Raw genomic sequence first — 25,897 nt, 5'->3', positions numbered from 1 at the left:
GCTGTATACCTCAGCACCTGGGTCCTCCCATTCATTCATCTCCCTCCCTTCGTGGCCAAAAAGTTTACAACTAGTATGCGACATTTGTAAGCAACTTGCTTACTTACTTTTGTAAATGGTTTTTTAAATCTGTTTGTATTTTTTGAAGCTCTGCCTCATTCGGAATATAGTACCAAATGCGGTTAATCCTTTCACCGTCTCCCTGTTCGAACGATAACTGCTCAATATCCTTATCCATTTTTTTATAAATACTTTGCAGCTGAATAAGGTCCTTCACCGAAAAGTTCATGCGAACATTGTCGCCTAGTACATTCAACATATCAGTTGCTTTTAATAATGTTGATGGTGTGGAGGCTTTTTTCATCACCGCTTCAATGATTTGACGTTGTCGAATTTGGCGTCCAAAATCACCTCGAGGATCTTCATAACGAATACGAGAAAAAATAAGGGCCTCATTACCATCTAATGTGATTTCTCCCTTTGGATAATGGTATTCGTCAAAGGTTAAATCCATATCATTATCGATTGTTACGCCACCCAGCGTGTCAATAATTTGTAAAAAGCCCTCCATATTAATAAATACATAATAATCAATGGGTATATCTAAAAAATTTTCGACCGTATCCACAGCCATAGGGACGCCTCCAAAGGCATAGGCATGATTAATCTTATCTACCGTATCATGACCAACGATTTCTGTTCGAGTATCACGGGGTATACTAAGCATTTTCATCGTCTGCTTTTCAGGATTTACAGTGATTACAATCATGGTATCGGAACGTCCACTATCATCTTTACGTTCATCGACCCCAAGCATTAGAACCGAAAAGGGATCTTTTTTAATCACTGTTTTTTCTTCTGGTTGTGCTGCATCTGTTGTTTGAATAAGTGGTGTATTTATTTTATTCATAGTTTTTTGGATGGTAAAGTAGGCAGTACCTATAAAAATTAAAAAAATTGCTAATAGGCTACCAACAATCCACAGCCATAATTTTTTCTTGCTCTTTTTCTCTTTTGAGCGTTTCATGTTTTTTTCCATACATAAGTCCTTTCTTGCTTAACAATTTTGCCCCTCTTTTTGACGTATTAAGTTGGAAAAAAGTTTATCTAGTCTACTTATATGCATAATGAACGAAAAAAAGACGTACACTAGTATTTACTAAATTTACAACATACTATTCCCTCATTTGTCAATTATCTTCCTTTTACATTCATTGCCCTCTATCAAAATGGTGCTATCTTAATTTATTGAAAATTCATTATTGTTGATATATACTATTTTTCAGATACAACGTCTCTATAATAGAAACGTTTTTAGGAGGAATCACTCAATGTTTCAAAAAAGAAGAGAGCAGCTCGTTTCCCGTATGCAGCAACAGTCAATTGATGTAGCAGTGCTAGTGCCAGGGTCAAACATGTATTATTTTACAGGTCTTCAGTTAAAGCAAAGTGAACGCCTAACAGTAGTCGCTATTACTGCTCATCATCAATTATACTTTCTCGTTCCACAAGTAGAATTAACAAAAGTTGACTTGGGTAATGGAGGGACAATCCTATCCTATTCGGATGAGGAAGGACCGTCACAGGCCATCCAGCAACTAAAAAAAGAACTAGGAACAGCGCAGACACTTGCCATTGAGTTTGACACCATGCGCGTGAAGGAACAGAAAGCTATCGAAAACCTTACATATGACACTTTATGTAATATCGGTGAAACCATTCGTGATATACGTATGGAAAAAGATGAACACGAAATAGCCCTCATGCGTCAGGCTGTACAGATCGTCGAAGAAAGTCTTGCAGCCACATTACCGATTATTCAAGCTGGTATTTCAGAGATGGAAGTCGCAGCCCAATTAGAATATGAAATGAGACGACGTGGATCAGAGGGAACACCTTTTGGAACCATTGTTGCTTCTGGTTATCGAGGGGCACTTCCTCATGGTAGAGCGAGCACAAAGAAAATAGAGACAGGTGAATTAATCGTCATAGATTTTGGCGCGATTTATAAGGGCTATGTGGCGGATATGACTAGAACAGTTGCTTTAGGAGAAGTTTCTCCAACGCTCAAAACAATTTATAGCATTGTGAAGCAAGCAAATGAAACAGCCATAGCAGCCATAAAACCAGGTATGACAGCTCATGCCATTGATGATCTAGCCAGAGACATTATTCGCGATGCCGGCTATGGCAATTCTTTCACACACCGACTTGGCCATGGCATTGGTTTAAGTGCACATGAAGAGCCTTATATGATGCAGCGTAATCAGCTAGTGTTAAAGCCAGGCATGGCCTTTACCGTGGAGCCAGGTATCTATGTGCAGGATGTTGGTGGTGTTCGTATCGAGGATAATTTAATCGTCACAGAAAATGGTTACGAAAATTTAATGACCTATTCGAAAGAATTAATCATTTTATAAGGTTGGTGTGTACAATGATCGATATGAGGAAAATACAACAGGATATGCCGCTACTTGAACACTATATTTATCTAAACACAGCTGCTGCATCTGCCATGCCACAGCCAGTAGTGGATGAAATGACTAGCTATCTCCAAAAACAAGCAAGTATTGGTCCCTACTTGCCCTCTTTTCGTCAAGAAACGTATGCGCAAGTAGAGCGTATTCGAGAAAAAGCAGCATTGTTCATCGGCGCAACAAAAGAGGAGATTGCCTTTGTGCCAAACGGTTCAGTGGCGATTAATTATGTCGCAGGTGGCTTGCAATGGAAACAGGGAGATGAGGTCATAGTGCTCGACACAGAAATGTTGAGTAACTATGTGCCTTGGCTTGCCCTTCAGCAACAAGGGGTTCAGCTGAAAGTGTTAAAAACCAATGATGAATATATGGTAGATTTATATGCACTTGAACAACTCATCACACCACAAACAAAATTAATTGCCTTTGCCCATATGTCTAACGCTGCTGGGGCACTCCAGCCTGCCAAAGAAATATGTCAGCTAGCCCAGCAACACCATGTACTAACATTGATGAATGCCAATCAAACACTTGGTTTAACACCCATTAATGTTGCCGAACTTGGCTGTGACTTTCTAGTTGCTAGTGGGCGGAAATGGCTACGCGGCCCTGAAGGATCAGGTATTTTATATGTACGAGAAGCACTCATTCCAACATTGACGCCTATTATGATTGGCTGGGGCAGCACCCAGTGGGATTATCAGAACAATGCCTATTCTTTTTTAGAAACAGCTAAACGTTTTGAGCCAGGTTGTCCGATCATTCCAAGTATTTTCGGCTTAGGGGCAGCTATTGATTATGCGAACAATATCGGTATCCATCACATATATGATCGTGTAAAGCAGCTAACAAACTATTTAATTGAACAGCTTGCAACCATTCCAGGCATTGTCTTATATGGTCCTCAAAATAGTGCTCATCGATTATCGATTACGCCGTTTAACATTGAAGGGCTGTCACCAGATGAGCTAACCAATGCTTTAGCAGAGCATGGGGTCATCATTGAAGCTGGAACATTTATGGCGAATACCATTATGGAACGCAATCAAATTTCTAAAATGGCCCGTTTTTCACCACACTATTTTAATACGTTTGAAGAAATTGACAAGGCCGTATCCATCATGAAAAAAATCCAAGCAAAGGCTCAAGATAGTTAATGTCTATCTTGTGCCTCTTTTTCATGCTTATTCATGATATAATTTAAAGCTGTATTGATCGAAATACCGTTGAATATTCATCGCACCATATTGAAGAACATTGACCATATCAGGTAATTTCTCCTCTGTTGGCTTACGATAAATAGGGCCAGCAATTGTTAAAGAGGCAATGACTTCTTTTTTACTATTAAAAAGAGGTACACCTAGCCCAAATACTGAATGAGAGTACTCTCCTGTTGAAAAGCACCAGCCTTGCTGTTGTATTTTTTCTAAATCGGCTAACATTTCATCAGGGTCAGTAATGGTTTCAGGAGTTAATCTTTTCATCCCATGCTCCATGATCTCCTTTTTTCTCTCTTCAGGTAGATACGCCATGATGACTTTACAAGATGCCCCGATATGTAGTGGTGTCCGCGTGCCAATCGACACTGAAAACTTAATGGTTTGAGAGCTCTCAGCTATTTCTACTGTGACACCATCTGTTCCATCCAGCCATGTTAAAAATACGGATTCTTTGATGGTATCTGCAAGGTTGATCATAATTGGTAAAACAAAGTCAGAAAGATTTAATTTATCTTTAACCATCTGGCCATATTCTAGAAAGCGAAGCCCTAATTCATATTTTTTTGTCTCAGGATTTTGAATAAGAAAGCCTTGTTTTTCGAAGGTTGCTAAAATCCGATAAATAATGGAGTGACTAATATCCATCTCTTTTGCTAGCTCACGAACACCCCATGTAGGATTTTCCTTATTAAAATATTTCAGTACCTCCAATGAGTTATCTAATGTTTTTAATGTCATTTCACACCTCAAATGTCTCTATAATAGAACCGTATTTTGATTATAAAATGAAGACGGACAATTTTCAATAAATTCAACTATTTTACAATTAGATTTTAAATGAACTATTTCATTTCAAGCAGTTCATATGGACATTCGTATTGTGCTGAGCATGGCTATCACCTAAAAAAGGAAAGCTATCCGCCAGAATCCTCTTTTTATCCGTCACATTTTGAGTTTTATCCGCCAGTTTGGACATTCTATCCACTTAGAGCCATTCTATCACCCAAAAAAAGAAGGCTATCCGCCAGAATCCTCTTTTTATCCGTCACATTTTGAGTTTTATCCACCAGTTTGGACATTCTATCCACTTAGAGCCATTCTATCATGCAAAAAAAGAAAGCTATCCGCTAGAATCCTCTTTTTATCCGTCACATTTTGAATTTTATCCGCCAGTTATCCGCCTAAACAAAGAAAAATCAACCCACCTCTTAAAAGGTAGGTTGATCTTTTTACATGGTTATTTCTGCTGGATACCCTGTACTAATTTTTCTTGAATCCGCAAGTATTGGGCAATTTCCTCATCATCTAATACTTCAAAAAGCTGTACAAAGACCTCTTTTCCGATAGATTGAGCCTTTGCTAAAGCACTTTGACCCTCGTCTGTAATTTGTAAGCGAATGGTGCGGCGGTCGGATGGATCATATAGTCTTTCTGCTAATCCAAGCTTGACCAGCTTTTCGGCAATGCTCGTCATAGCACCTTTTGTATAGCCGATTGTCTCAGCTAATTCGGCTTGTTTTTGAGGGCCTTTGACATGTAGCTCATTTAAAACTAAAATTGGTGAAATTCCTAAAGGATATGGGAACGCTTTTGTAAAACGTATAATATTCGCATTGTTCACCTGTTCAATCATATGAATCAGTTTAAAAATATTTGTCTGTTTCAAAAAAATCCTCCTCAAACGCTGAGAATTAATGAAGCATTAGTGAGCCTCCATCCACCATAATCGTTTGACCTGTAATGTATTGAGAATCGTCAGAAGCTAAGAAAACAGCTACTCGACCAATATCTTGCTCAATATCACCAAAACGGCCTAACGGGATTTTACTTCTCACCGCTTCATAATACTCTGGCTGTGCTTTTGCCCATGCTTGTACACCTGGTGAATCAGCAAGCGGACTAATGATATTGACATTAATACCAAAACGTCCCCATTCATTTGCGGCAACACGGGAAATACCACGAATGGCTTCCTTGGCAGCGGCATAAGCAGCCTGTGTTTCATGACCTTGAATGCCTGCTCCAGATGCAAAGTTAATAATATTACCCTTAGTTTCTTTTAAATGCGGTAGGGCTGCTTGCATTAAAAAGAAGGTTGGATAAAAACCTGTTCCAAATGACAAATCAAGATCTGCTTGTGTAGTTTCTTCTATTGTAACTTGTTTCGCAGCATGAGCGTTATTAACTAGCACATCTAGTTTACCGTATTTTTCTACGACTGTATCAATAATTTTTGGTAATTGGTCGCGTTCCATTAGATTAGCCTGTAAAAACATAGACTTCGGAGACATTTCTTGTAATTCTTTTGCCATTGCCTCGCCTGCTTCTGCATTTAAGTCAACAATTGTAACAATAGCCCCTTCCTTTACCATAGCTTTTGCCATTCCACTACCAATACCACCTGCACCACCAGTAATGATGACCACTTTGTTTTGTAGTTTACCCATTGCACAACATCTCCTTCTTGTTTATCTGTTAATAGTTTAACATTAAACTATTTAATTTTAAACTAAATTGTTTCCGATAAAAGAGCCTATTCTGGAGAAGGGTTCATCCAAAATAAGCTTTTCTAAAATTGATCTTTCTACATGATTGTGCCGATTCTCTTTTCCAGCGCTCTATTTCTGATTTGATATTACCCCAAATATAGACCCTTTAATGTAGGTTTGTCCTTGTAAAGACTGCAATTGCTCTGGAGTACCAGTTACTACAGCCCCAGTTATTTTCACATCACTTTTCTCCAGGGTGCCATTTTCCCCTACTAAAGCTTGATAAATCTGGTTTGTTTCCCACTCAAAGTTCTTGCTTTTACGCAGAAGCTCAATGTTTCGAATAAAGGTCTCAACCTCATCGTTTGAAGAGCGTCGAGGTTTTGGTTTGGATTGCTCTGATTGAAAGCCATAAATGTATGGATCATTGGCTGAAATAGTATTCTGTCCTTGCTTAAAAAAATCTAGTGTATCATCTGTATAGGCATCCACCCACCACCAATCTACTTGTACTTCAGAAGGTAGCTTGCTTTTAATTTCACCAAAATCATAGGCATCATCAAAAGAAATAGCTATTTCTACTAAAGTATTTTTCTCCAATTGATGCAGTTCACTAACATTATCTTGATAATGGTCGTAGGAAATCCTTGGATGATAAAAAAACATTTCTCGGTCACCTGTGTAGTCATTAAACCGTTCGAATTGAGATGTTTCCGCCAGTGATTCTGAACCTTCTATTTGGATGGGGCTAGAAATGGCCGTTCGTGTAAGCGTTCCAAATAAATTATAATCGCTTTTGATAGGCTGCCAAATATATGGCCGATGCTGATCTCCAAGCACCTTATAGGTTGTTGTTGTTATTTTCCCTCCCAGCAAATGATCGTCATAAACCTGATTACTAATTTGGACATTGGGCGCACTTATTTCGTTAAATAAATGAATATCATCCATTACTTTTTGCGCACTATTTAACGATAAAGCCCTCAGCCCATACCATAATGCTATTAGCACAATTGGGGTAACGACCAATGTAATCCCAATCATTTTGACTGTTGACCAAAACCTTGCCTTTCTCATTATTTTTTTCGTATGTCTATCATCAAACAAAAATTCATTTTCTTCTTTATTCATCATGAGCATCCTCCTTAAATCGTTCAGTAAATTCTTCCCTAGCACGTCTGACATGCGTTTTTAGTGTGTTTTCATTCTTATTCATCAAGGCTGAAATTTCCTTATACGATAATCCCAGCTCATATTTCAGGATTAATAATTCCTGATGCAAAATGGATAGCGTTTCCAGTGTGTTCTGTATGTCCTTTAATTTTTCTTTCTTTAGCATCTGGATCTCAGGAATATGAATGAATGAAGTCAATTGAACTTCCTCTAATTCTGTTGTTGGATGACGTGTTTCTTTTCTCTTGAGATCATAAAATTGATTGGTTGCTACACGATATAACCAACTCATTACTTTGTCTGACTGAATTCCATTTTTATGTAATAAAAATTTATAACATGTATCTTGGACGATATCTTCTGCATCCTCATGGGCTAATCCACGTTTTCTCAAATAACGATATAGCAGCGTTCCTGCTTGCTGTAGAAACGCATTCATTGATTGCTTTACCATGTCCACCCCCCTTCTGCCTATACAACGCAGAACTCCATGAAAAGTTTACATATTACAAAAAGTTCTCATTAAATATTTTAGTTTAGTGAAAACCAACAACATTTATTTTCAAATACATACAAGCATCTTTTTAATTTGACAAGAATATACTGTAGCAGCTAGCTAAAATCACTTTCAAGAAAGGAGTTGTGGATAATGGGTGCTAAATGGATAAAGGTTTCAGTCTTTTATTTATTAATTGTTTTTGCTTTTGGCCTGTTTATGCATTATACGGTTCAACTTCAATGGAAAGCGACACATGCTCATATTGGTGTGGTAGGTTGGCTAACTACTGGATTCATTGGTTTAATTTATTCGACTTATAAAAATGCTGCGGAGACAGGTCTCGCCAAAGCACAGTTCTGGCTTTACAATCTCGGTTTACCCTTCCTTTTTGTTGGCATGATGATGGTGTATTGGGATGTACCACGCTGGTTATTTGAGCTTTTCGTGTCTGGTGGTGGAATTGCTGTAGCGCTGTCTGTCCTGTTATTCTTTATCAATGTCTTCAAATATGTAAGATAAATAGAAAAGCCCCGCTTCACAGTTGAAGTGGGGCTTTTAAGCTATTATTGTAAGGAGTTCGCCTGCATTTGATACATCTTGTCATAAATTCCGCCAAGCGCTAGCAGTTCATCATGCGTGCCGTTTTCTACAATTTTTCCTCGATCAAGTACAAGAATACGATCTGCATTTTTAATGGTAGAAAGTCGATGGGCAATAATAAACGTTGTTCGTCCTTTTTTCAGGACATCCATCGCATGCTGAATAATTTCTTCCGTTTCCGTATCAATATTCGATGTCGCTTCATCCAATATTAAAATGGCTGGATCAAACGCCAGGGCGCGTGCAAACGAAATCAACTGACGTTGTCCTGAAGATAATGTGCTGCCCTTCTCAATAACTGGTTCCTCATAGCCATTTGGTAAATTAGCTAAAACACGTTCTCCCCCTACAGCATTTAAGGAAGCTACTATTTTCTCGTGAGAGATGCGCGGGTTATTTAAGCTAACATTGGATGCAATCGTACCCGTAAATAAGTAAGGGTCCTGTAGCACAATACCCATATGTTCACGCATCGTTTGACGTGGAACAGAAGTAATATCAATGCCATCAATGGTTATTTTGCCTTTTGATGGGTCGTAGAAGCGGAACAACAAGTTCATAATGGAACTTTTCCCTGAACCTGTATGACCAACTAAGGCTATTGTTTCACCTTGATGTGCTTCAAATGACAGGTTTTTCAGCACATATTCATTATCTTTATAGGCAAAGGAAACATCTTCGAAAACCACATTTCCTTTATATCGTGGGATGCTCTTTTCAGAAACAGGCTCACCATTCGTATCTAACACCTCAAAGACACGTTTACCTGCAATGAGTGAACGCTCAAGCTGTGAAAACTGGTTCACAATATTCGTGATCGGATTAAATAGCTTTGTTAAGTAATCAACAAATGCATACAATGTCCCTGCTGTAATCACTTCAGTTGATGTGAATGAGCGTGTACCAAAGTAGAAAATAAAGACCGTAAACATGATAAGTCTTAGCGTATTCACAAGGTTAAAGGATGTAGCTGAATCAAGCACCAGCAGCTTACGTTCATACGCATAATGCTCATTATTCATGTCATCAAATTCCTTCGTCATTTGCTGCTCACGACGGAACGCCTGAATAATTGTCATGCCCTGAATGGATTCATTAATCATGGCATTAATATCTGCAATTTTTGTACGAATGACATCGTTGTATTTAGAGGCAAATTTTCGATATAAAATCATCCATACATAAACAATTGGAATCATGGTTAAAGCAAGCATTGCCATTTTCCAATTTAAAATAAAGAGCGCTATATACACCCCAAAAATAGAAATGAAGCTCGTTACAAAATTCGATAGTACCTGTACATATAAATTCCGAACTGCCTCTGTATCGTTTGTTACACGCGCAACAATTTTACCCGCTGGTAAATTGTCGAAGTATTGGATTGGTAAAGTTTGAATATGTTCAAAGACATCTTTACGTAATTTTTGGATGACACGGTTTGCCCCAATTTGCAAATAAATATACATAAAATAACGTAATATGGCTGTTGCAATGGCTAAAAGTAAATACACAATGAGCAACCATGTAATCGGTTTGATTTCTATATGACCGATTGTCATGTAATTATCAATAATATGTTTCGCAATAAACGGTCCAACAAGCTCCGTGAATACGGCAATTGTTAGGAAGAATAAGCCTAATAGTATCGGCTTTTTAAAATACATCGCATAGCGCATTAAACGTTGACTCGTACTCATGAGGCACCTCCTTCTAGCTGCTGACGGTCAAATTGCTCTTTATACCATCCTTGTTGCGCAAGAAGTTCCTCATGTGTTCCCTGCTCTACAATTTGCCCATCATCCAGTACGATGATGACATCGGCATGCTGAATACCAGACAAGCGATGTGTCGTAATAATCGTCGTTTTACCTTGACGTTCACGCTGAATATTTTCAATAATTCTTGCCTCTGTCTTCGCGTCGACAGCGGAGAGTGAATCATCCAGCATTAAAATTTCAGGATCTTTAATTAAAGCACGAGCAATAGATACACGTTGTTTTTGACCGCCTGAAAGAGAGACACCCTTTTCTCCAACAAGTGTTTCAAGGCCCATTGGTAGATTGTCTAAATCCTTTTCAAAATACGCGGCACGTATCGCCTGCTGCAACTCTGCTTGTGTTGCATCTTCTTTCCCAAATAATATATTTTCACGAATAGTGCGTGAGAATAGCACATGATCTTGTGGTACATAACCAATCCAGTCGAGGATCTGCTCCTTCGTTTGAGCGGTTATATCGATACCGTCAATGGAAAGCTGTCCCTGTCCGATTGGGTATTCTCGCAATAATTGGCGTAGGAAGGTTGTTTTACCTGCCCCCGTTTTACCAACAATGCCAAGGGTTTGACCTTTTTTCAAGGAAAGTGAAATCTGCTGTAGGTTTTTCACCTGACTCATCGGATATTGGAATGTTAAGGCATCAAAGCCAATCGCATTTGGTGTCGCAATCATTTGTGGATTCGGAATATTTTGAACATCCGCCTCGTAGTTCAAGGTTTCCTGCACGCGATCTAGTGAGGCATTCCCCTGCTGCATAACATTGATGAGCTCACCAATCGCAAATATCGGCCAAACAGCCAAACCTAAATAAACATTAAACGTGACCAGTTGCCCAACCGTCATCGCCTCAGTTGCCACTAAATGAGCCCCGTAACCAAGTGCTACAACATAGCTAATGCCCGTTCCGACTTTTGTAATCGGGCCAAATAAAGCATTGATTTTCGCTGTATGAATATTTTTCGCATACACAACTTCACTCATATCTGCAAAATTAGCCTCATCCTTTTTTTCCTGCACATAGGCACGCACCACTCGCACTCCTGCTACAGATTCTAGCACACTATCATTTAGTTCCCCAAAAGCATCTTGTGCCTTCATATATCGCTCATGAACAATTTTCCCTAAATATTGAATGAGGATTGCCATAATAGGAACTGGTAACATAGCAAAAAATGTAAGCTTCCACGAAATCATATAGCCCATCGCAAAAATGATAAAACCCATATAAATCGTTGAATCAATCAACGTCATAATGCCAAAACCTGCTGTCGTGGATACGGCATTCAAGTCATTTGTTGCACGCGCCATCAGGTCACCGGTACGGTTTTTTTCATAAAATGTTGGGGTCATACGTAAAAAATGCTGCATTAAATTACGACGTAAAATTTTCTCAAGGTTGATAGCTCCTTCAAATAGTCGGAATTGCCACACAAAATTTAATAAATAGCCCCCAATAATAATCCCAATAAAAATCAAGACATATTTTGTTAAAATAGCTGGGGTCATTTCTCCGGCTGTCAATAGATCTATAATAGAACCGAGTAAATAGGGAGGGACAACCTCTAATCCACTGGCAACCATTAGTAGAACAATGGCCACCGTATATTGCTTCCAGTATTTTTTAAAGAACCAGCCTAATTTACTTAACACATCAAACATACATCATAACCTTCTTTCCTCCGTGCTGTTGTGGATGACTACCCACTTTCTAGAAATTCCTTTTTGAAAATCATTCTTCTAACTGTTTTTGTCATATACATACACTCCTTTTTTGTTTGCACTACAACCTTTTTTGCACAAAAAAAGACACATACCCTAAAAGAGTAAGTGTCTCTTATAAAAGGCAGGATAATTCCATACCTAGTTCTGCAATAGTAAATAAAGCGTTAGGCACGGACAATGTATGTAACTGTGATTGAATTTGATACTGATAAAATTAACATTGTCATGCCCTCCTTTAGTTTATTTGTTATAGTGTTCTTGAAGATTATCACACTATAGAAATATTTGTCAACTATCACCCTGTTATTTTTTATCATTTTCAGGAAATAGTTAGCGCTTTAAAGCATTGAAATGCTCTAAGGAATCAAAGGGAGAACATGCTTAAAATTACAGTGTTGTCTATAACCTTACAATAATTCTACGGCACAAACATTAACCTAAAGACTGAAATACACGACTAGTGATTTTGATACCCAGTAGTAGACACTAGAATATTCTTTTTGCGTCTGTTGCACTCCTTCCATATACTTATCTCATCATCTTTATTTAGTTAATTATTATTTAGTTATTTATTATTTAGTAGTGTCTGGATTTCCGTTTATGGATTAGCCGTCACCGGGTTTTCCGTCAACGGCTTCACATAAGAGGGACAAAGAATTGTCCTTATAATAAAAGATATTTCATTTTCCACATATAATATTTCGAAATATTATTTCATGCGCATCTATAACTTTCTATACACTATATACATTTCAACAATCGATTTTGGGACATAACTCGAATTGAAATATTTCTAAAATTTTTGTCTCATGATACACTTTCATTATAGTCATTTTCAGTAAGGGGTTTTTATGTTGAGGTCATTTCTAGCCGTGGGAATTGGTGGAATTCTTGGTGCCATCTGTCGATATAGTCTGAGTCTCGCCGTTCCCAATACAGAAATATTTCCATTCACAACACTGTTTATTAATTTACTGGGCTGCTTTTGCTTAGCATGGTTTTTTACTTCATTTATAAAACGCACACCTATTGTACTAGGAGTAGGTACAGGGTTTTGTGGAGCTTTTACTACCTTTTCGACATTTTCCTTAGAGACACTATTACTCCTAGAAAATAGCGAGTGGCTACAGGCTGTACTCTATGTTACAGTAAGTGTTTTAGGTGGATTAGCTTGCACATGGCTGGGAATACGACTTGCTAGGGGGCGTATTGCATGATTTTAGTCGGAATTGGTGGATTTTTTGGCGCTCTTTCTAGATTTTATTTAGGAAAATTACTTGTACATCCCTATCCATGGGCGACTTTTATTATTAATTGTACAGGCTCCTTTGCGCTTGGTTTCTTATTTGCCCTACATCTTAGTGATTGGTTATGGCAATTAATGGGCATAGGTTTTTTAGGAGCCTACACAACTTTTTCTACTTTTGGATTTGAATGTCTACAGCTTATAGAACAACAAAAATGGAGACAAGCCATAAGCTATATTGCCAGTACCTTGCTAATTGGCGTACTTTGTGCAGCTATTGGTTATCTAGTCGTATAAAAGAGGGTGAACTAGTGACACAGCCGTCAAAAGAGTTATTGGAGGAATTAGAAGTTGAAATAGAGCAAACGCTCTATGCATTGATTGACCTAGAATTAGAGGAAAATTACGCTACCATGAATACACAATTTGCGCAATTACTTGCCAAGGTTCAGACAGCCCAGTTAATTAATTACAAGCTGGATGTTCTCGTTGAACCTCAAGCTTTTGCAACTGAAACTTGTATTCTTTTACAGAGCCTCATAGAAGCAAAGGCGAGACCAAATAAAAGGCATAAACTGTTAACACATCGCATGATTTTGAAGATATGGTTAAGAAAAAATCAACGATTCATGAGGGAATTTCTACCTCAAATGTTTTAGGCGCCACTTGAAATTGCAAGGGCGCCTTTTTTAAATTTGAAGTTTTTGCAACACTTCTTTTATTTTTCCCCTCACTGTCAGATCAAATGGGGTTGTCTGCTGTGACATATCCATATTAATATACACGGTTTTTCCTGTTGTCATCATAGGTAGTTGGTTGACGGGATATACCTCAAGACTCGTTCCAATGACAAGGACAAGTTCAGCTGTTTTAATTGCCTCCATTGAACAGTGCCAGCTTGCTTGTGGTAGGCTTTCTCCGAAGAGCACAACATTTGGACGAAGTTTCCCACCACAATGGGCGCAACTAGCCTTATTCAAGAAGCTTGCCATGACAGCCGCCTGCTGGCAACGATGACAACGAATAGACCGGATCGAACCATGTAACTCCTCGACGGATTGACTTCCTGCCAATTGGTGAAAACCATCCACATTTTGAGTAGCGATTAGAGACACTAAACCTCTTCGTTCCCAATCAGCTAATATATGATGTCCCTCATGGGGAGCCACCTTTTCTAGGTTTTCGATACGTGTTTTATAAAAGTCATGAAATAATGAGTAATGATCTGTTAATGCTTCCGTTGTCGCGACAGTTCTTGGATCCATTTGTTTCCACCAACCAGATGCTGAACGGAAATCAGGAACTCCACTTTCCGTTGACATGCCCGCTCCTGTTAGAATCACTGTATTATTTGAGGATAGTAACCACTCACGTAAATGTTCTATTGCCATTTTCCCCCTCCTTTTTTCGAATTAAAACTACCTTCACCTATTTCGACAATCAACCTATTTTTCCTCTGCATTCTTATAGGAATGTTTAAAAGGAGGCTTCCATTTTAATTTATTATTCACAGATAACATGCGAATCACTAATATAAAAATAACAATGACTGACAATTCAAGCGGGCTGTCCCACCCTAACCATATACAAAGGGCACATACAAATGTTAGGACAGCATGGATTTCTTTTCTTAATGCAAGCGGTGTTCTACCAGCTAACAAATCTCGAACCATCCCTCCACCAACACCAGTAAACATCGACGCTATAATAATGATACCTAGGTCGTGATGTAAGCTTTTTGCTAACAATCCGCCTTGTATTGCGAAAGAAGCTAGGCCAATTGAATCAAAGAAATAGCCCCAGCGGTTCCAATGATGAATCCAGTTCCTTTTGACAAATAAAATGGTCGTCAGCGTGACTAAAACGACTAATAAGGATTGCCGTTCCCATATATCTGACACAGGGATATCCAGTACAACATTGCGGATAATGGAACCACCATAAGACGTTGTCAGACCAAGCACAAATATGCCAATAAAAGAATAGTTGGCCTGTAACGCAACAAATGCTCCACTAATGGCGTAGGCAATAATGCCAATGATATGTAATACTGACCATGTCACATCATCCATCTCCTTTTTACTATACAAAAAAGCCCACCATAAAATAGTTGCGCATTGAGTACGCAAGCTATTTTATGGTGGGCTAATATCCTAGCAGTAGTACCTACTAATTTATCCATCTCACCATGTATCATAAAAGAATATAGCTGCTGTGCCATACTAATTGACACAACGACCATAAAATTTCCTAGTTAGAATTGTAATTGATTTTTTTATTAAACTCAATATGAATTTTTGATTATAGCGTTTCATACATGACTTGGCCCATTAAAGAGATGTCATAATCTCCTAATGCAGCTACTTCAGATTGGAAATCAGGTGTATTTAAAATCTCCTTCACCATATCGATGAGCGGTTGATTTTCTGGTGTTTTTAATAACACAATATCGTAACGTTCAGTGACCATTGGTATAAAATCGACCTGAATAAGCTTGGCAATTTTTTCAATGCCAATCCCAACATCTGCACGTCCATTGGCAACTGCAGAGGCGACATCGAGGTGGCTCATTTCTTCATGGGTATAGCCTGCAATCGTGGATGGAGCGATACCGTGAATGCGCAATTGCTCATCTAACAGAGTACGAGCACCTGAGCCTTTCTCACGGTTGATGAATGTGAATGTCTTTGTTTGGAAATCTTCAAATGTGCGTATCTCCAGCGGATTCCCCTTTTGAACATAGAAACCTGCTTTACGTGATACAACATTGATGAGAACAAAGGCATGGCTGACAAAGATTTTTTTTACATAAGGAGTATTATAATCTCCTGTATCCCCATCAAACATATGTAAACTCGCAATATCACAGTCTCCGTGATACAACGCCATTACACCATTAAAACTACCTTCATGTGAGCGTAATACTTTCGTAGATCGTCGTTTCTCGATATATTTTGCTAAAATATCTAATACTAAATCTTGCCCACTCACTATAATTTTCGCATGATTTTTAGTCGGAGTGGCTATGGAAGCCTGTGCCACAGCTGGCATACTACCTGTTTTTCGTTTTTGTATATAGGTTTGCAAGTCAGCACGATCTACCCGCATTTGCCGTCCTACGCGGAAAACTGGCAAATCACCCTTTTTCACTAAATCATAAATTGTTAATTTTGAAACCTTTAATAATTGTGCAACCTCTTCAATCGTATAGGATTGTTCTTGTGACATGTAAAAGTTCTCCTCCTATAAGCCTCTATTTTACATGGTAACGTATTTATAGCCTTATGAACATCTTGACATTTTCTACCCTTACTAACTTTCTTTTTTATTTATATCTGATTATAATTAGTTATGTCTTGTTATAACGAGTTATAAAAGGAGTATACTCATCGTGAAAAAATATTATCGTTTATTTGCGACAATGTTAGTACTAGTCGGACTATTAGCAGCCTGTGGTAACCAAGAGGCGGCAACAAACGAACCAGTTGAACTAACAATTTCTGCGGCAGCTAGTCTACAGGATGCCTTAGAAGAACTGAAAACAACTTATGAACAACAACACGATACAATCAAAATCCTCTATAACTTTGGAGGTTCAGGTGCTTTACAGCAACAAATTTTACAAGGGGCTCCTGCAGACCTTTTCTTTTCAGCAGCAAAGGATAAATTTGATGCGCTTGTAGAGAAAGAAATGATCGATCAAAAGCTAGGAACGGATCTTTTAGCCAATGATTTAGTATTAATCGTGCCTAAAAGCAATGAAAAGCAAATTCAATCCTTTGAAGATTTACAACAAGCAGGAAAAATTGCACTCGGTACGCCCGAAACGGTTCCTGCTGGGCAGTATGGTGTGGACACATTAAAAAATACGCAACTGTGGGATTCACTCGAATCAAAAGTAGTGTATACAAAAGATGTACGTCAAGTACTTACTTATACAGAAACAGAAAATGTGGATGCGGGTATGGTCTATAAAACAGATGCCCTTGTCTCTGATAAGGTCAATGTCGTGGCAACTGCCGATGATGCTATGCACGCACCGATTATTTATCCTGTAGGTGTTCTAAAAGCTAGTAAACATGCACAAGAGGCGGAGGATTTTTATCACTTCTTACAAAGTGATGAAGCTATGGATGTCTTTGAAAAGTATGGATTTAAAGGGGCTCAATAAAAGATGAGTACCGATTTTTGGTCTCCACTTAGGCTTTCGATCGAAATTGCTTTTGTTGCAGGGATCATCGCTATTATAGCAGGTATTTTAATGGGTAAATGGATGGCAACCCATGATTTCAAAGGTAAACTAGTGCTAGAAACGGTATTGCTATTACCATTGGTATTACCTCCTACAGTAGTCGGTTTCCTACTTATCGTCATTTTCGGGAAAAATAGTATGTTAGGAAATTTCATTATCTGGCTATTCGATCAACCTATCATGTTCACATGGTGGGCGGCCGTCATCGCTTCTACAATCGTTGCCTTTCCATTAATGTATCAATCAGCTAAAACTGGCTTTGCCTCTGTCGATCGAGATATTGAAAATGCAGCACGTGTGGATGGAGCGAATGAATGGCAGGTCTTTCTTTACGTGTCCATTCCCCTTGCATTAAAGGCACTTGTTTCTGGTGGGATTCTAAGCTTCACACGAGCTTTGGGTGAGTTTGGAGCGACACTTATGTTTGCGGGAAATATTCCAGGGAAAACACAAACAACACCGCTAGCAATATATATGGCCATCGATTCTGGAAACATGACCCTTGCCTGGACATGGGTTCTGTGTATGATCGCCATTTCCTTCCTTTTACTTCTTAGTATCCATATCCTGAAAGTATAAAAGAGGTAGTTGGCTCAAGCCAACTACCTCTTTTTGCTTATCCCCCACTGATCGGTGGAATAAAGGCGATTGTGTCGCCAGATTTGACAATCGTCGTATCCGTTGCAAATTCTTCATTAACCGCTGTCATGATCTGTTGTAATGAAAGCTGAGGGTAGCGCTTTTCCATCCACTCTTTTAACTGCGCAACTGTCACATCTGACAGCTCTACTGATAGCTTTGATTCACCTAGTGCTTCCTGTAGGTGGGCAAATAATAAAATGTTAATCACAGGTTTTCCTCCTCCTGAATGGCTGGTTTCCCTTGCGGATAGGGAACATTTTCTAATTGATCACCAATCCACTCTGTCCCGTCCTCCCAATGTTCTTTTTTCCATATGGGCACGATTTGTTTTATGCGATCAATTGCATATTCATTCGCCATGTAAGCTATTTTACGATGCGGTGATGACACAGCAATCACTACGGCAATATCGGAAATAGCTAAATGACCGACACGATGGGTGATGGCCACTTTTGCTTCTGGCCACTCTTCTTGTATTTCCTTTGCAATCTGTTCAAACATTTTAATCGCCATCGCTGGATAGGCTTGATATTCCAAATGCATCGTTTTTTTACCATTTGTCATTTCACGCACTGTACCGATGAATAATGTGATGGCTCCAGCATTTCGACTAAGGACTTTTTGTCTTACTTCCTCCACATCTATTGGTTGATCGATAACTTCAAATAACGCTGTCGTCATAGTTTTCCCCTCATTTCTGTCAACAAAAATTCCATATATTGTGATTCTTCATAAATCGAAAAAGCAGGGATTGCAAGGGATAGATCAAGCGGACAGCTTGGCCAATAAATCACACAGAGGATATTGGTTACTTGCTGTAGTAGTACTTGATCCTGTGCAGTGCGCAGCAGCACAACCTTCGGATAATGTTCATTTTTATACCCTTCAATTAGCATGATATCCAGTGGAAGGGACTCATAAATCGCTAGTATATCAGCCAATTGCCAGCTATTTTGGTGGATACTCATACGTAAAGTACCCGCCCCCTCCACTGCTGTAACAACCGCACCTGCTTGCTCATGCCGACTACTATCTTTGGAAGTTTCGATCGTCGGTACTCCACCATGTCCATGATGCTTAATGGTTCCTACCCTTAGCCCTTCCATTGTAGCCTGCCTGATCAATTGCTCCATCAATGTTGTTTTCCCACTATTTTGATAGCCAACTATCTGTAAGATTTTTCGATATTGTCCCAAGGCCACTCACTTCCTTGTAGATCTTCTAGCAAAAGGACATCCACTTGCATACCCTTTTCATAGCCTCTAGAGCCACCTGGTAAAACAATGAATGCATTGGCTGTCGCTAAAGATGAAACTGCACTCGATTTATCGAACCCAGATGGGACAGTTACGAGCTTCCCTTCTTCATATTCGATACGAGCTCGTACAAAGCGTGTAAAGGGATTTGGCTTTGTAAAATCAGCCCCTAAAATAGCTTGCTCTCTGCGTAAATGTGGTTGAGTATGCCCATATGCAGAACGTATAATCGGACGTACAAATAGCTCAAAGCCAACATAGCAGGCTGAAGGATTACCAGAAAGGCCAAATAATAATTTGTCGTTGCGAGCAGCAACCGTTGTCACACTACCTGGACGCATCGCTATTTTATTAAACAATACCTTTGCATCAATCGCTTCGTAAATGGCTGGTAAATAATCATAATCACCTACGGAAACGCCACCCGTTGTAATTAAAATATCAACCTCCTGTAGGGCCTTTTCAACACGATCAATACATAATGTAAGATCATCACTCAACTTGCCGAAATATTTCACTTCTGCCCCAGCACGCTCAATTTGCGCCATCATCATATAGGCATTACTATTGCGAATCTTACCTGGCTGTAAAGCTTCACCTGGCTCTAGTAATTCGCTACCAGTGGCAAGCACACCAATAACTGTTTTACGATAAACAGGTACTTGCTCATAGCCAAAAGTAGCAAGTAAGGCCATCACACCCGGGTTAATATATTGGCCTTGTTCAATGAGAACTGCGCCTTGCTGCACATCTTCCCCTTTATAGGAAATATTAGTACCTGCTTCAAAAGGTCGTTTAATCGACATATACTTTTGATGATTTTCTTCGAATGTTTGGGTTAATTCTAGCATGACCACTGCATCACAACCTTGCGGTATCGGCGCCCCTGTCATAATGCGGACTGCTTGATGATCGCCAACTACGTCTTCATAGACATAGCCTGCGCCAATTTCTCCAACGACTTGAAAGCGGACTGGATGCTGTGAAGATGCCTCTTGGCTATCGACGGAGCGAATGGCATAGCCATCATACGGTGAACGATCAAAAGCAGGTACATCATGATCGGCTCTAATAGCTTGTGCTATAAAGCGTCCATGTGCTTGCGTTAATGACACATGCTCCTTTTTTGCTTGAAAGGCATAGTCCATTACACGATGAACGGCTTCTGCCACAGGAATTGGTTGTCTTTTTTCTACCATTTGGTACACTCCCTTAACCTAATAAACGATAATAAATGCTTTTGGCTTTCTGTATATCTTGTATACCATGTATCACAACTCGCCCATCTTGGAAAATAACGATTCGGTAATCGTCCGCTTGGCAAGATAGCAAATAAGGATTAACCTGGACTTCTCCGTGGGAACGGAGCTGATTTGCCAGCTGATCAAGCGAATAGTAAATGGGCTTTGGTGGTCGAATTTGTACCGCGTCTCGGCCACAAAGGATCTGTAATTTCGTTTGATTTTCATAGGATAGGTAAGGATAGGTCGGCTTGTCGCCACAAGATGGACAATCACCTTGCCTTATTTTCTCCACATTGATTTCATAGTGTTGATTGTGCCAAACATCAAACGTTAAGTAGCTTTTTCGTAAGGCTTTGTCATCTCCAACAAGCAGCTTGAAAACCTCTGCCACCTGATAAGCAGCAACAATTTGAACTGCTGGACTAATAATGCCAACGGTATCACAAGTCATCCCTGTATGGGGCATCACCTTTAATAAACAATGCAAACAAGGCGTTTTACCTGGTACAACCGTGTAAGTCGCACCATAACTACCAACACAAGAGCCATATACCCAAGGAATACGATATTTTTGCGCAAGGTCATTCATGACAAAACGAACATCAAAATTATCGGTCGCATCGACCATCACATCAACATCTTCTAGTAATGGTAGCAAGGTCTCTGTACAAGCATCCATAATGCCGACATGAATTTCTACCTCTGTGTTTATTTGTTGGAGACGCTTTTTAGCTGCGATAACTTTGGGCATTTTTTCTTGTGCATCTAGCTCTGTATATAATTGCTGTCTTTGTAAATTACTCCACTCTACATAATCACGATCAATGAGTGTCAGCCTGCCAATACCTGCTCGCACAAGCGCTTCTGCACTAGCACTCCCCAATGCCCCCGCACCTATAATAAGGACGTGCTTTTGCTGAAGGGATTGTTGCCCAGTTTGTCCGATAGGGTGAAATAATTGTTGTCTAGAATATCTATTTTGCATACGTATGTGGCCTTTCTTTCTATGAATTTTCGTTTGACCTTTTCATTTATAGCATTATAATAAAAGCAATGTTTTTTAGCAAAAACGCATTTGAAGGAGGTCTTACTGTGCATCCCACACATCAGCAGCAACCAATTCAAGTTGCCATTTTAACGGTCAGTGATACACGCACAAAGGCAGATGATCATGCTGGTCAGCGTATTCAGTCCTTACTACAGGAAGCTGCATTTGAAGTTATAGACTACCAACTAACAAAGGATGAACCGCTCGATATCGCTCATTATGTTAAAAATTGGTGCAGCGATCCAACAATTAATACCATTATCGTTACGGGTGGAACAGGATTTACACCAAGAGACCAAACCTATGACACCATTCTGCCTCTGTTTGAAAAAGAAATGATGGGGTTTGGTGAATTATTTCGAATGCTCAGCTATGAAGAAATTGGCCCAAAGGCGATGTTTAGTCGTGCCACCGCTGGAAGTCTTCAGCAAACAGCCATTTATGTTTTACCCGGCTCTACAAATGCGGTGACTTTAGCTATGACGAAGCTCATAGTACCTACAGTCCAACATTTTGTCGGTGAGTTGAAGCGCTTATGAAAATTGCAGGTATAGTGTTAGCTGGCGGTCAATCCTCTCGCTACGGACAGCCAAAAATGTTTGAGATGTTTGCTGGACAGCCATTATATGAACATAGTCTCATAGCCCTGCAAAAAAATCAGCTGGATCCTCTTATTATCGCTACAAATGCGCACTTACAACATCAGTTTGAACAGGAAAATGTCCAGTGGGTTATTGAAAAGCAGCCACATCAAGGCCCTCTTTTTGCTTTGCATCATATCATGACAGCCTATCCTGATGTGGAATGGTTTTTTGTCGTAGCAAGCGATATGCCTTATATGAATGCAGAATTTATCCAAAAAATGGTAGGTTTGATTAATGACACTTATGATGCCATTGTTCCGACGCAAGCACTACGCGATCAGCCATTAGCTGCATTATATCGACGTACTGCTTTACCAAAGGCGACACAATTAACGGCACAAAATAAACGGAGTATGAAAGTGCTTTTAGAGCAACTTCGTGTTTGTTATGTCCCTTTTGATGACAATAGCTCAACATTTATCAATATCAACGCACAACAAGACTGGTCACAAACAAGTAAAAAGGAGTTTAATAATGAATAATTTTACACACTGGAACGAAGAAGGTCGTCCTAAAATGGTCGATATCTCTGCAAAAGAAATCACAACACGTACAGCCATTGCGCGCAGTACGATTCTTTTATCCGATGCGGTCTATGAAGCCATCCAACAAGGTGGCATTAAAAAAGGTGATCCGACGCAAGTTGCGCAAATTGCAGGGATAATGGGAGCTAAAAAAACAGCTGATATCATTCCCATGTGCCATCCCATCATGCTACAGGGTACGGATTTCCAGTTTGACTATGAAAAAGCAGAGAATGGCTATGAGCTCCATATTCAAGCCACTGTTAAATGCAGTGGAAAAACGGGTGTTGAAATGGAAGCTCTCACTGCTGTGTCTGTCGCAGCACTAACTTTTTATGATATGTGCAAAGCCGTTGATAAGACGATGGTCATCAAAGAAACTTACCTTGTTGAAAAAACAGGTGGGAAAAGTGGCACTTTTGTGCATAAATAAACAGAAAAAATTCGGCATTATTGTGCCGATTTTTTTCTGTTTTTTACACGCTACCCCCCAATATGAGACATTTCAATTTTTGACGTTTTCCTTTTTGCCATCGTCTGTTCATTGCGTTCATCGGAATAACGATCAATTCTTGTTTCCCAAACGTTCGTTATGCACTTGATGATGGCAGCATCATCTTGCCCTGAACGTAACAATTCCCTTAAATCCGTGCCTTCTGTTGCAAATAAACAAGTGTATAATGAACCTTCTGCAGAGAGACGAGCACGTGAGCAATTGGAGCAAAATGAATCCGTTACAGATGAAATTACACCAATCTCACCTTGAGCATCTTGATACTGATAACGCGTTGCCACCTCTCCTTTATAATTGGGAGCTACTGGTTGTAACGGCGTAAACCGATGGATTTGCTCAATAATCTCTTTTTTGGACACCACATCATCCAAACGCCAGCCGTTCGAATTCCCTACATCCATATATTCAATAAAGCGTAGAATATGCTGTTTTTCTTTAAAAAACTGCGCCATGGTAACAATATCTTGTTCGTTTTTCCCTTTTTGAACAACCATATTAATTTTTACTTGTAAGCCCGCTTCTGCAGCCTTTTCAATTCCCTCTAACACTGGCAATACCTTGCCTCTATGACCATTCATCTCGAAAAAACGCTCATCATCAAGCGAGTCTAAACTAACAGAAACTCGGGCTAAGCCTGCCTGTGCCAATGAGTGTGCGTATTTTTTTAATAACGAACCATTGGTTGTTAAAGCAATATCTTCTACACCTTTTATGCGGTGAATACGGGCAATTAATTCGGGCAAATCACGACGTAGTAAGGGTTCCCCACCTGTAATCCGTATTTTTTTCACGCCCAATGAAACAAAGATTTTTACTAATCGTTCAATTTCATCAAAACTTAATATTTTATCAGACGGTAAAAATGCGTAATCTGGACCAAATACTTCTGCTGGCATACAATAGCGACAGCGAAAATTACAACGATCTGTCACGGATATTCTTAAATCTCTTAACGGTCTGTGTAATTGGTCTTGTAGATTCGTCATCTAATCTCCTTCTTTCAATTCATTAGCTGGTAATAGGATGCGTTGTGGGTGTGTATAAATATTCAATGTCTGTTGCCGAATAAAGCCAACCGTCGTAATACCAAGCTGCTCTGCTAATTGCAATGCTAATTCTGTGGGTGCTGATTTAGACAGCACGATGGCACAGCCTATTTTGGAAACCTTTAGTAAAATCTCCGATGATATTCGTCCGCTAAAGACGATAATTTTATCTTCCATACGAATGTTGTTGCGTAGGCAATAGCCGTAAATTTTATCCAAAGCATTATGACGTCCAATATCCATGCGACTTAGGACGATGCCATTTACATCACATAGTGCAGCATTATGCACCCCACCCGTTTTCTTAAAAATATCGGCACTATCCTGCATCGCATACATTAAACGGAAGCAATCTTCGGTCGTTATTTGCACATGGACTTGATCCATTTTTTTCGCTACTAATGCATCGTTCGTAAACACAAAGCCTTGTCGACTCATCCCACAGCAAGACGTAATATAGCGCTTGTTTTGCGTCTGTTGGTAATAAGGATTAATATGCTTTGTTTTAATATGCACAAAACCCTCTTTCTCTTGGTGCCAAATTTCCTCAATATCCTCAAAACTACGAATCACTCGTTCAGAAGCTAAGTAGCCAATAACCATATCTTCTACATACTCGGGTGTACAGACCATCGTGACAAATTCCTGCTGATTAATTTTTACGGTAACAGCGTATTCTGAAACAATTAAATCAACCATTTCTGTCACTCGTTGTCCTTCAACACGCACAATTTTTCTTGTCATTGCTCGATCCATAAGGCATCCCCTTTATTCACTGATATGCTTTTCAAAAACAAAGACGGAAATCGCAAAATCCTCTTCAATTTTAATATCTGAAAATAAGTGAAGTAATTTGCTGCCCATCAATTCTTCCATACCCTCTGGTGGCGATTGTCTATATAAATCTTGAATCATACTCGTCCTTGCAGCATGCACCATTTTCAGCCCTTCTGGTGTACTGGCAATAAATTTTTCTGTCGGAGTGATATTTCCGTATAAGGTAGATACAGCCATATTCTCGACAAAAACGGTATGAATACGTTCAGGACCTTTACCAAATACTTCCTTTCTTAACTTTCGAATCATGTCATTAAATTCGTGGATTTTTTTAGACATAGCAACGATTCTCCCATCATAATTAAACTTTTTTAGGCAAATGGTTATGTAGGCCACCCTTACAGTTTGTTAATGATATAGCAACTTTTAAAAAAATAAAAGAGAAAATACTTTTTGATAATAATTCTCATTTAATAAATTTTATGATAAATATTGTTCATTTTGAAGGAAAGGGCTATAATATTCATATCACAAATGGAATTAATTTATTTTGAACCCTATGTTACGATGTTGCATAGTGTTTTTAATAGTTGAATTCTATTGTAATTAAAAAATAAAAGTAGATTGAGTTTTTAGCAAGACCTGCTAAGAATTTTATCCACCATGAATTATTAGCATGTCTCGGACATGTAATTTCATGGTGGATTTTTTTATTTTTTCAAAACCGAGACATGGATAACATGTTAT

30 protein-coding genes are annotated in these 25,897 nt (G+C 39.1%); 11 read left to right on the top strand and 19 right to left on the bottom strand.

Annotation, left to right across the window (positions count from 1 at the left end; translation table 11 throughout):
• Positions 1–103: 103 nt before the first annotated feature.
• A complete protein-coding gene (locus B3D98_RS17845; protein ID WP_054550408.1) occupies positions 104–1,039 on the bottom strand; it encodes an LCP family protein in 936 nt (311 codons plus the stop codon).
• Between the two features lie 292 nt (positions 1,040–1,331).
• Between B3D98_RS17845 and B3D98_RS17840 the strand changes: the two genes are divergently transcribed.
• Together B3D98_RS17840 and B3D98_RS17835 are read left to right on the top strand one after the other, a co-directional pair.
• Complete coding sequence (locus B3D98_RS17840; protein WP_103118312.1) at positions 1,332–2,420, top strand: M24 family metallopeptidase; 1,089 nt, start codon at positions 1,332–1,334, stop codon at positions 2,418–2,420.
• A 14-nt stretch (positions 2,421–2,434) separates the two neighbouring features.
• Positions 2,435–3,634 (top strand): aminotransferase class V-fold PLP-dependent enzyme, encoded by a 1,200-nt coding sequence (locus B3D98_RS17835; protein WP_115673304.1) that lies wholly within the window; start codon positions 2,435–2,437, stop codon positions 3,632–3,634.
• A 27-nt stretch (positions 3,635–3,661) separates the two neighbouring features.
• On the opposite strand, the gene B3D98_RS17830 is transcribed toward B3D98_RS17835, so the two are convergent.
• From B3D98_RS17830 to B3D98_RS17810, 5 genes are all read right to left on the bottom strand, one after another.
• On the bottom strand, positions 3,662–4,435 hold the full coding sequence (locus B3D98_RS17830; RefSeq protein ID WP_036077236.1) for an IclR family transcriptional regulator: 774 nt from the start codon (positions 4,433–4,435) through the stop codon (positions 3,662–3,664).
• A gap of 499 nt (positions 4,436–4,934) precedes the next feature.
• Complete coding sequence (locus B3D98_RS17825) at positions 4,935–5,363, bottom strand: MarR family winged helix-turn-helix transcriptional regulator (RefSeq protein ID WP_004230567.1); 429 nt, start codon at positions 5,361–5,363, stop codon at positions 4,935–4,937.
• 25 nt (positions 5,364–5,388) lie between these two features.
• The gene (locus B3D98_RS17820; protein WP_288584838.1) at positions 5,389–6,144 is read right to left on the bottom strand and encodes an SDR family NAD(P)-dependent oxidoreductase; all 756 of its coding nucleotides are present in this window, start codon (positions 6,142–6,144) and stop codon (positions 5,389–5,391) included.
• Positions 6,145–6,315: 171 nt separating this feature from the next.
• Entirely contained in the window at positions 6,316–7,317 is a 1,002-nt protein-coding gene (locus B3D98_RS17815) for an anti sigma factor C-terminal domain-containing protein (RefSeq protein ID WP_288584835.1), read from the bottom strand.
• Positions 7,310–7,813: an RNA polymerase sigma factor gene (locus B3D98_RS17810; RefSeq protein WP_115673306.1), complete on the bottom strand. Its 504-nt coding sequence runs from the start codon at positions 7,811–7,813 to the stop codon at positions 7,310–7,312. Before B3D98_RS17810 ends, B3D98_RS17815 begins: the two co-directional genes overlap by 8 nt.
• 195 nt (positions 7,814–8,008) lie before the next feature.
• Between B3D98_RS17810 and B3D98_RS17805 the strand changes: the two genes are divergently transcribed.
• The gene (locus tag B3D98_RS17805) at positions 8,009–8,377 is read left to right on the top strand and encodes a hypothetical protein (protein ID WP_048392470.1); all 369 of its coding nucleotides are present in this window, start codon (positions 8,009–8,011) and stop codon (positions 8,375–8,377) included.
• 44 nt (positions 8,378–8,421) lie between these two features.
• On the opposite strand, the gene B3D98_RS17800 is transcribed toward B3D98_RS17805, so the two are convergent.
• Together B3D98_RS17800 and B3D98_RS17795 are read right to left on the bottom strand one after the other, a co-directional pair.
• Positions 8,422–10,155, bottom strand: coding sequence for an ABC transporter ATP-binding protein (locus B3D98_RS17800; RefSeq protein ID WP_259951142.1), 1,734 nt, complete (start codon positions 10,153–10,155; stop codon positions 8,422–8,424).
• Complete coding sequence (locus B3D98_RS17795) at positions 10,152–11,894, bottom strand: ABC transporter ATP-binding protein (protein WP_115673309.1); 1,743 nt, start codon at positions 11,892–11,894, stop codon at positions 10,152–10,154. The genes B3D98_RS17800 and B3D98_RS17795 overlap by 4 nt, the downstream gene beginning before the upstream one ends.
• Before the next feature lie 914 nt (positions 11,895–12,808).
• Here B3D98_RS17795 and crcB (B3D98_RS17790) point away from each other — a divergent pair.
• Genes crcB (B3D98_RS17790) through B3D98_RS17780 form a run of 3 tightly spaced genes read left to right on the top strand, consistent with a single transcriptional unit; the run spans position 12,809 to position 13,862 of the window.
• Entirely contained in the window at positions 12,809–13,174 is a 366-nt protein-coding gene (crcB, locus tag B3D98_RS17790) for a fluoride efflux transporter CrcB (RefSeq protein ID WP_115673310.1), read from the top strand.
• The gene (crcB, locus tag B3D98_RS17785) at positions 13,171–13,500 is read left to right on the top strand and encodes a fluoride efflux transporter CrcB (protein ID WP_054550415.1); all 330 of its coding nucleotides are present in this window, start codon (positions 13,171–13,173) and stop codon (positions 13,498–13,500) included. Before crcB (B3D98_RS17790) ends, crcB (B3D98_RS17785) begins: the two co-directional genes overlap by 4 nt.
• Before the next feature lie 14 nt (positions 13,501–13,514).
• Positions 13,515–13,862 carry a hypothetical protein gene (locus B3D98_RS17780; RefSeq protein ID WP_048392463.1) on the top strand — a complete coding sequence of 116 codons (348 nt, stop codon included), beginning with the start codon at positions 13,515–13,517 and terminating at the stop codon, positions 13,860–13,862.
• Between the two features lie 30 nt (positions 13,863–13,892).
• Here the strand turns inward: B3D98_RS17780 and B3D98_RS17775 are convergent, their stop codons facing one another.
• From B3D98_RS17775 to B3D98_RS17765, 3 genes are all read right to left on the bottom strand, one after another.
• Positions 13,893–14,594, bottom strand: coding sequence for an SIR2 family NAD-dependent protein deacylase (locus B3D98_RS17775; RefSeq protein ID WP_288584825.1), 702 nt, complete (start codon positions 14,592–14,594; stop codon positions 13,893–13,895).
• Between the two features lie 54 nt (positions 14,595–14,648).
• Positions 14,649–15,275 carry a trimeric intracellular cation channel family protein gene (locus tag B3D98_RS17770; RefSeq protein ID WP_288585217.1) on the bottom strand — a complete coding sequence of 209 codons (627 nt, stop codon included), beginning with the start codon at positions 15,273–15,275 and terminating at the stop codon, positions 14,649–14,651.
• Between the two features lie 229 nt (positions 15,276–15,504).
• Positions 15,505–16,431, bottom strand: a complete 927-nt coding sequence (locus tag B3D98_RS17765) for a helix-turn-helix transcriptional regulator (RefSeq protein WP_004230582.1) — start codon at positions 16,429–16,431, stop codon at positions 15,505–15,507.
• A 163-nt stretch (positions 16,432–16,594) separates the two neighbouring features.
• Between B3D98_RS17765 and modA the strand changes: the two genes are divergently transcribed.
• Both modA and modB read left to right on the top strand, forming a co-directional pair.
• The gene (gene modA, locus B3D98_RS17760) at positions 16,595–17,374 is read left to right on the top strand and encodes a molybdate ABC transporter substrate-binding protein (RefSeq protein ID WP_288584823.1); all 780 of its coding nucleotides are present in this window, start codon (positions 16,595–16,597) and stop codon (positions 17,372–17,374) included.
• A gap of 3 nt (positions 17,375–17,377) precedes the next feature.
• Positions 17,378–18,034, top strand: coding sequence for a molybdate ABC transporter permease subunit (gene modB / locus B3D98_RS17755; protein ID WP_259951145.1), 657 nt, complete (start codon positions 17,378–17,380; stop codon positions 18,032–18,034).
• A 37-nt stretch (positions 18,035–18,071) separates the two neighbouring features.
• Here modB and moaD read toward each other — a convergent pair whose 3' ends face one another.
• The 5 genes from moaD to B3D98_RS17730 are packed head-to-tail and all read right to left on the bottom strand — an operon-like array spanning position 18,072 to position 21,582.
• Complete coding sequence (gene moaD / locus B3D98_RS17750) at positions 18,072–18,305, bottom strand: molybdopterin converting factor subunit 1 (protein ID WP_004230585.1); 234 nt, start codon at positions 18,303–18,305, stop codon at positions 18,072–18,074.
• A complete protein-coding gene (locus tag B3D98_RS17745) occupies positions 18,302–18,778 on the bottom strand; it encodes a molybdenum cofactor biosynthesis protein MoaE (RefSeq protein WP_048392456.1) in 477 nt (158 codons plus the stop codon). The genes moaD and B3D98_RS17745 overlap by 4 nt, the downstream gene beginning before the upstream one ends.
• On the bottom strand, positions 18,775–19,293 hold the full coding sequence (mobB, locus tag B3D98_RS17740) for a molybdopterin-guanine dinucleotide biosynthesis protein B (protein WP_112118438.1): 519 nt from the start codon (positions 19,291–19,293) through the stop codon (positions 18,775–18,777). Before mobB ends, B3D98_RS17745 begins: the two co-directional genes overlap by 4 nt.
• Positions 19,263–20,552, bottom strand: coding sequence for a gephyrin-like molybdotransferase Glp (glp, locus tag B3D98_RS17735; RefSeq protein ID WP_288584816.1), 1,290 nt, complete (start codon positions 20,550–20,552; stop codon positions 19,263–19,265). Before glp ends, mobB begins: the two co-directional genes overlap by 31 nt.
• A 13-nt stretch (positions 20,553–20,565) precedes the next feature.
• Positions 20,566–21,582 (bottom strand): thiazole biosynthesis adenylyltransferase ThiF, encoded by a 1,017-nt coding sequence (locus B3D98_RS17730; protein ID WP_288584813.1) that lies wholly within the window; start codon positions 21,580–21,582, stop codon positions 20,566–20,568.
• A gap of 107 nt (positions 21,583–21,689) precedes the next feature.
• On the opposite strand from B3D98_RS17730, the gene B3D98_RS17725 reads away from it, so the two are divergent.
• Genes B3D98_RS17725 through moaC form a run of 3 tightly spaced genes read left to right on the top strand, consistent with a single transcriptional unit; the run spans position 21,690 to position 23,246 of the window.
• Positions 21,690–22,184: a MogA/MoaB family molybdenum cofactor biosynthesis protein gene (locus tag B3D98_RS17725; protein WP_288584810.1), complete on the top strand. Its 495-nt coding sequence runs from the start codon at positions 21,690–21,692 to the stop codon at positions 22,182–22,184.
• Positions 22,181–22,771 (top strand): molybdenum cofactor guanylyltransferase, encoded by a 591-nt coding sequence (gene mobA, locus B3D98_RS17720; RefSeq protein ID WP_288584807.1) that lies wholly within the window; start codon positions 22,181–22,183, stop codon positions 22,769–22,771. Before B3D98_RS17725 ends, mobA begins: the two co-directional genes overlap by 4 nt.
• Entirely contained in the window at positions 22,764–23,246 is a 483-nt protein-coding gene (gene moaC, locus B3D98_RS17715) for a cyclic pyranopterin monophosphate synthase MoaC (protein ID WP_048392450.1), read from the top strand. Before mobA ends, moaC begins: the two co-directional genes overlap by 8 nt.
• 50 nt (positions 23,247–23,296) lie before the next feature.
• On the opposite strand, the gene moaA is transcribed toward moaC, so the two are convergent.
• Genes moaA through B3D98_RS17700 form a run of 3 tightly spaced genes read right to left on the bottom strand, consistent with a single transcriptional unit; the run spans position 23,297 to position 25,489 of the window.
• Positions 23,297–24,313 carry a GTP 3',8-cyclase MoaA gene (gene moaA / locus B3D98_RS17710; protein WP_288584802.1) on the bottom strand — a complete coding sequence of 339 codons (1,017 nt, stop codon included), beginning with the start codon at positions 24,311–24,313 and terminating at the stop codon, positions 23,297–23,299.
• Entirely contained in the window at positions 24,314–25,129 is an 816-nt protein-coding gene (gene fdhD, locus B3D98_RS17705) for a formate dehydrogenase accessory sulfurtransferase FdhD (protein WP_376748060.1), read from the bottom strand.
• A gap of 12 nt (positions 25,130–25,141) precedes the next feature.
• The gene (locus B3D98_RS17700) at positions 25,142–25,489 is read right to left on the bottom strand and encodes a DUF2294 domain-containing protein (protein ID WP_004230595.1); all 348 of its coding nucleotides are present in this window, start codon (positions 25,487–25,489) and stop codon (positions 25,142–25,144) included.
• Between the last annotated feature and the right edge of the window lie 408 nt (positions 25,490–25,897).

Origin of the sequence: Lysinibacillus sp. UBA5994, assembly GCF_002429725.1 — a bacterium.
GTDB lineage: Bacteria > Bacillota > Bacilli > Bacillales_A > Planococcaceae > Lysinibacillus > Lysinibacillus capsici.
The sequence above is the reverse complement of the archived record's forward strand: the minus strand, read 5'-3'. Positions and strand labels throughout refer to the sequence as shown.